Origin of the sequence: Nitrosospira multiformis (assembly GCF_003050865.1) — a bacterium.
Taxonomy (GTDB): Bacteria; Pseudomonadota; Gammaproteobacteria; order Burkholderiales; family Nitrosomonadaceae; genus Nitrosospira; species Nitrosospira multiformis_E.
In genome coordinates this window covers 1-6,344 of sequence record NZ_QAOK01000054.1, presented here as the reverse complement: position 1 = coordinate 6,344, position 6,344 = coordinate 1, and the positions used below count along the sequence as shown (strand labels likewise).

Annotated in this window: 6 protein-coding genes; 2 read left to right on the top strand and 4 right to left on the bottom strand. The window is 53.7% G+C overall.

What is annotated here, in order from left to right; genetic code table 11:
- Positions 1-802: 802 nt before the first annotated feature.
- The gene (locus tag C8R21_RS15025) at positions 803-1,066 is read left to right on the top strand and encodes a hypothetical protein (protein ID WP_107763420.1); all 264 of its coding nucleotides are present in this window, start codon (positions 803-805) and stop codon (positions 1,064-1,066) included.
- A 123-nt stretch (positions 1,067-1,189) separates the two neighbouring features.
- Entirely contained in the window at positions 1,190-1,759 is a 570-nt protein-coding gene (locus tag C8R21_RS15020) for a peroxiredoxin family protein (RefSeq protein ID WP_107763419.1), read from the top strand.
- Positions 1,760-1,886: 127 nt separating this feature from the next.
- Here the strand turns inward: C8R21_RS15020 and C8R21_RS15015 are convergent, their stop codons facing one another.
- Genes C8R21_RS15015 through lolA form a run of 4 tightly spaced genes read right to left on the bottom strand, consistent with a single transcriptional unit; the run spans position 1,887 to position 5,974 of the window.
- Positions 1,887-2,597: a DUF6781 family protein gene (locus C8R21_RS15015; protein WP_107763418.1), complete on the bottom strand. Its 711-nt coding sequence runs from the start codon at positions 2,595-2,597 to the stop codon at positions 1,887-1,889.
- Positions 2,598-2,650: 53 nt separating this feature from the next.
- The gene (serS, locus tag C8R21_RS15010; protein ID WP_107763417.1) at positions 2,651-4,015 is read right to left on the bottom strand and encodes a serine--tRNA ligase; all 1,365 of its coding nucleotides are present in this window, start codon (positions 4,013-4,015) and stop codon (positions 2,651-2,653) included.
- Between the two features lie 29 nt (positions 4,016-4,044).
- On the bottom strand, positions 4,045-5,358 hold the full coding sequence (locus tag C8R21_RS15005) for a replication-associated recombination protein A (RefSeq protein WP_107763416.1): 1,314 nt from the start codon (positions 5,356-5,358) through the stop codon (positions 4,045-4,047).
- Positions 5,351-5,974, bottom strand: a complete 624-nt coding sequence (gene lolA / locus C8R21_RS15000) for an outer membrane lipoprotein chaperone LolA (protein WP_107763415.1) — start codon at positions 5,972-5,974, stop codon at positions 5,351-5,353. The genes C8R21_RS15005 and lolA overlap by 8 nt, the downstream gene beginning before the upstream one ends.
- Between the last annotated feature and the right edge of the window lie 370 nt (positions 5,975-6,344).

Below are 6,344 nucleotides of genomic sequence, written 5' to 3'. Positions count from 1 at the left end.
CATCGTGTGCTGGTCGTAGATCTGCTGGGCAATGACTGTCTGCGGCTCGGGCAGATTTAACTGGTAGGGGTCGGCTGCCGCCATCGCCAGTCCGGAATTCCATGCGACCGCCACAATCCCCGCTATACCTGCTGCTGCTTTACTGCTCATATTTCCCCCCACTTGATTACTGATTACAGTACGAGCCACTCTTCCCAAATCTCACAATGTTCGACTCATTACGCAATGCTTCCAGACGGAACGTCTCCATGTGAGCCCGCTCAGATCGGTCACGGCCGGCGACAAACTGGCGAATATCTGATCTGTCCGGCATAATATCCATATTGCGAATGTCGGTAATTGTGTTATTCTATGGCTTACGCGAATTCAAACACTAAGAACAACGGCATGTCGATAAAGTTCAAAGTTTCGGTTCGAAGTTTCAACTAAATTTTCCGCAGTCACATCGAATCCGAAATCGCTTTCTGACTCACATTGGTAATGCCTCACGAAACCCAGAACGACAGGAGCCGCGCGGCCTCTTTGCGCGCTTTAAGTTCATGTCATGATTCCCCGGACATTCCATTCATTCCACTTATTCCATCTGACTTGATTCAAGCAGGATGAATGAACGGAAAAATGATTCAAACGCCCGTTTCATGCGGATTTCGTCAGTCTCCCCTGTTCTGCTAATTTGAGTCGATCTGATTTCTTCCGAAATCTCGTGACACCCGCCCCATTATTCGCATTGCATACCCGCGAAAGAGGGCTCCTGAAACGCGCAAATTCTACCACAGCAAAATGAGGCGTACAAGGAAGAAACATGATGCTGGCAAATAAAACCGATAATGACCCTATACTAAAAACCGTTATTTTCCCCTCTTGCAATTGTGGTGATTTTACCCTATTGGAATTGTGGAAATACTTCGCGATGGAAGCGGAATATATTACCCTGTCATCTTCCCGGGTTTTTTCTCATTATGCTGATCGGATAGCGCGCGGCAATCTGGGCGTAACCCTGACAGGTGGCTGGAAAAGACTGAAAAATCCGCCGATTTGCGAGACAGAGGTCTGTGGAAAAACATGAAGGGGAAATGCGGATCTCCCTTTCGGAAGGCTCCCTGGCGAACTTCGGCAGGGCCGTCGGTGGGACTCATGCGCCGGTTCCCTTATAATGTGTTATTTTCAACCCGATATTTCGAGGTACAGAATGACCGAGACAAGTACCAGCATCAGGGCAAGCATGGCGCCCGAGCTACAAACCTCCAGATGGCTTAATACGCCGCACCCCCTGACGCTCGCTTCGCTCCGGGGTAAAGTGGTTGTACTCCACACCTTCCAGATTTTCTGTCCGGGTTGCGTGCAGGTGGGCATACCGCAAGCGCAACGAATACATCAGGAGTTTGACTCGAACCGTGTTGCAGTGATAGGACTGCATACTGTTTTTGAGCATCACGAGGTGATGGGGCGCGAGGCGCTCGAAGTGTTTGCCTATGAATACCGGCTGCGCTTTCCGATCGGGATAGACAAATATGAGGGAGCCGCGACGGGGGTTCCGATGACCATGCGCGCATATCAGATGCAGGGAACGCCCACTCTCATCCTGATCGATAAAACAGGACACATTCGCTTGCACAAATTCGGCCATGTGAGCGATCTGACCGTAGGATTTTCGATTGGGGCGCTGCTGGCCGAAGAATTCGATGAGCCTGTCGTGACGGAATCGTCTGCGCACGGTGGGGAAAATCTCGCTTGCGATACGGATGGATGCAAGGCCTGAGCGCGTCCTGTATCTGAATCTGCGCCAGATCGCGGCCCTGGGTCACCTTTGCGTGGCGCGAACCATGAACTCATGAGAGAGGCGCCCCATCCTGGAGAATACCGGAGCGCCTGGCTGAAAACCGCTCCTACCCGTGATGTCCCCCGGGTTTGTCGCTGGGCTTGACCCGCTCCGCAACCTCGATAAGAACATTCGCGGCGGCCTGCCGCAGGGTGTCCGTGATGGCCTGGGTGAGATGAATGCCTGCCTCCAACTGGCTATGAGTGGTCGATTTCAACTGATGGTTGAGCGCCTCAAGCGTGTCTTTCAACTGAGAGCCTACCGCGGTGCCGTTTCGCTTTGCATGGAGAATAATATCCCGCAAGGTAACCTCCACCAGATCGTGCGCAGCCGAGGCCGATTCCTGCAAAGTTTCGAAAAAAAGATTCTCAATACTTTCAAGGTTGGCACGCAGGCGCGTCAACTCCTCTTTTGAAAACGTTTGCGCGCGGCCCCCGGCTTCTTCGAGTGTCAGTTTCGAAGCCGCCGCCAGTTGAGCCAGCGCCGCATCCAGGCCGGCCACCGCGTCCCTCACGGGGGACAAAGCCGTTTGCGCCTGAATAGAGGAAGATTGCAACTTCTCCTGTGCTCCTTCACGTACACCTTTCAGTACTGCACCCATGACATGACGCAGTGAATCCTGGTCATGTCCTTGCCTGCTCAAAGCTTTTACCGTCAGATCCCGCACTTCTTGTTCTATATTCTCTCCTTGCGTCATCCTGCTGCGTACCTCAGCTTCGAGAGCCGATGTATCCTCGGTTGCCGCATGAACGTTTTCACTGCCAGGTACATTTTGCATGGTTAGCGAACCTCTCCTATGGTAACAATGGTAAAAAGATATCTCTGAGTGCCTTATGCGTTGCGTGGGACAAGCCGCTGGGTCCCGCCCATATAGCCTTGCAAAACTTTGGGAATCGATACGCTGCCGTCTGCATTCTGGAAATTTTCCAGTATCGCCACCAGCGTCCGTCCCACCGCCAGACCGGACCCGTTGAGTGTGTGCAACAGTTCCGGCTTGCCTTTCTCGTTACGGAAGCGTGCCTGCATGCGGCGTGCCTGAAATGCTTCACAGTTACTGCATGAGGAAATTTCCCGATAAGCGCCTGGCTGCGGCAACCATACTTCGATGTCGTACGTCTTGGCGGCGGCAAACCCCATGTCGGCCGTACACAATGCCATCACCCGGTAAGGCAGTTGCAGCTTCTGAAGAATTGTTTCGGCATGGCCGGTCAGCTCTTCCAGCGCTTTATAGGAGTGTGCAGGGTGAACGATCTGCACTAGTTCCACCTTCTCGAACTGATGCTGCCGGATCATTCCGCGGGTGTCTCTGCCGTAGCTTCCCGCTTCGGAGCGAAAGCAGGGGGTATGCGCCGTAAGCTTGATGGGAAGCGACTCGAGATCGACGATGCGGTCACGCACGATGTTGCTCAGCGGAACCTCGGAAGTGGGAATCAGGTATAAGTCATCATCGTCATGTTCCCCTTGCGGGCTATTTCGTGGCAACGTCGCGGCAGCCGGCGGGTTTTCCAGGAGAAGTTCGGCTGTTTTTCTTCGTGGAACCTCGAACAAATCTTCCTTGAACTTCGGCAATTGGCCGGTACCCCGCAAACTTTCGGCATTGACCAGATAAGGCACGTATGCCTCCGTATAGCCATGTTCATGGATATGGACGTCGAGCATGAATTGAGCCAGTGCGCGATGCAGGTGCGCAAGCGGGCCCGTCAGCAGGCTGAAGCGGGCACCGCTGATCTTCGCGGCAGTGGGAAAATCCAGCAATCCCAGTCGCTCGCCTATGCTCACATGATCGGCCGGGCTGAAATCAAATTCGCGAGGAGTTCCCCAACGTCGGACCTCCCTGTTATCCGATTCGTTTCTACCTTCCGGCACACTGCTGTGCGGCAGATTGGGAATTTGCAGCAGGGTGTGCTGCAACGCAGCCTGTATCTGATCCAGCCGGGATTCCGTCTGCTTCAATTCGTCGCCCAGATGGGCGACCTCTGCGAGAATCGCGCTGGCGTCTTCGCCCCTGCTCTTGGCATTGCCAATCTGCTTCGACGCGGCATTGCGGCGCGCCTGCAATTCCTGGGTGCAGGTTTGAAGATTCTTTCGTTCCGCTTCCAGGGCACTGAATTCAGCAAGGGGAAAAACATAGTTACGTGCGGCAAGAACCCTGGCAATGTGGTCCGGTTGCGTGCGTAACAGATGAATATCTAACATCTCGGCTCCAAATCGACGCAGGTTCTATCTTATGATTCTTTTTTTGCCTGTTTGTCCAGCTCGCGCAGATGCGCCAGTCTTTCGGATATTTTACTTTCGAATCCGCGGCTGGTCGGCTGGTAAAATTCAATCTCTCGCATTCCTTCCGGAAAATAACGTTCTCCCGCGGCATATGCATCGGGATCATCATGCGCATAGCGGTAGTCGCGCCCGAATCCCATCTCCTTCATCAGCTGCGTGGGCGCGTTGCGCAAGTGTTCGGGAACCCGCCGCGATTTATCCTCGCCGATAAAAGAGCGGGTTTTATTATACGCAAGATAAGCAGCATTGCTCTTGGGAACGCAGGCAAGATACAGGGCAGCCTGCGCCAGCGCCAGCTCACCTTCGGGACTGCCCAGCCGCTCGTAAGTCTCGGAAGCATCCAGCGCGATGCGCAGGGCGCGCGGATCAGCCAGCCCGATATCTTCCACGGATGCACGGATGAGACGCCGGGCAATATAGCGCGGGTCTGCGCCGGCATCCAGCATCCGGCACATCCAGTAAAGCGTGGCATGTGGATTGGAGCCTCTCAGGGATTTATGCAGCGCCGAAATCTGGTCGTAAAATTCGTCGCCGCCCTTATCAAACCGGGGCGCAGCGCGAGATAGCCTTTCGCGCGCGTAATCGACGTCTATTCTTGATATTCCTTCAGCCGCCGCCGCGGTTTTTAGCTGTTCCAGAAGATTGAGCAAGCGCCGCGCATCACCGTCGGCATATTCGATCAATAATGATTGCGCATCAGCGGTGAAATCCAGCTCAGCCAACGCCAGCTTCTTTGCCCGGTCAAACAGGGTGGCCAGTTCGGTCGTGGACAAGGCAGTGAGCACATACACCTGGGCACGCGATAACAGCGCGCCGTTCACCTCGAACGAAGGGTTCTGGGTGGTGGCGCCGATAAATGTCACCAATCCTTGTTCGACGAAGGGCAGAAATGCATCCTGCTGCGACTTGTTGAAGCGATGAACCTCATCCACGAACAGGATGGTATGGCGGCCGGATTGGTGCAAAACTGCGCGTGCCCGTTCGATTGCGTCACGAATATCCTTTACACCCGATAACACGGCGGACAGCGCAATGAATTCAGCATCGAACGCCGAGGCCATGAGACGAGCCAGCGTGGTCTTGCCTGAACCGGGTGGGCCCCACAGTATCATTGAATGAGGCTTGCCGGATTCGAACGCAAGACGCAGCGGTTTGCCGGGACCGAGCAAATGAGGCTGGCCTACCACGTCTTTCAATTCATGCGGACGCAACCGTTCCGCCAGCGGTACGGCAGGTTGAGGCTGCTCGAACAGATCACTCACTGATCACGTCCACGCCTGCCGGTGGACTGAATCTGAACAATTCCGGGGGAAGCTTGCGGTTTTGTTCCACATCCGAAAATTCGAATACGGTAGCCTGGCCGAAATTATCGTGCAATTCCATGGCTCTCAGTACCCCCTCCAGGGTAAATCCGAGAAGCATCCGCTCAAATGTGCTTTCCCGGTTTTTGGGCGTAGCCTCCACCCACTCGATGCTACCCTGTAAACCGATTTCCAGAAGATGGAAATTCTTTTCGATATCATTGCTTCCGGCAAGCAGCGCGGCAGGGCTGCTGCCGATGGCGGCGTCGAGCTTTCGCACGGTTACCTGATCAAGATCGCGATCGTAAAACCAGACGCGCTCGCCGTCCCCGACAATCAATTGTTCGTAAGGCTTCTCGTATATCCAGCGGAATTTTCCGGGACGCTCGAATTGCATGATTCCGCTTGCTGTCTGCACTATATTGCGGCTTTTATCGAGAACGGTTTGCGAGAAATCTGCGCGGACAGTGCGTGCATTCCGCATGAAGCTCTTGAGGCTATCGATTCCGGTTGCATGGGTTATGGAAGTAAATAAAAAGAAAAAAAGGAACGCACAGAACTTTTCGGATAGCTTCATGATTTTGACTATGGATTGGACAGGCAAGGAACAGGATCACGGTAATTATAAATAAGCCGCTCCGCTTCGGCGGGCAATTTAAGGTGTCTCTCGAAGTTCCACAATCAGTGTCAGGCAACAGAAGCATGAATAATGGCCTGTCACCGGGAACCAATAGTAAAGTGAAAAAGTCTATATTTCGCTGGCGGTGGGGTTTCTGGTTCCAGTTTTCACTCCACGTCAACAGAATGGTGTAATGTTATCTCCAACATGTATTTGTAATAGGAGGAAACGACATGGCAACAACGATGGGAACGTCGAGCCAGGCCAAGACGAGTGGCCGGGACTACGACATGTCGCTGTGGTATGACTCGAAGTGGTACAAGTTTGG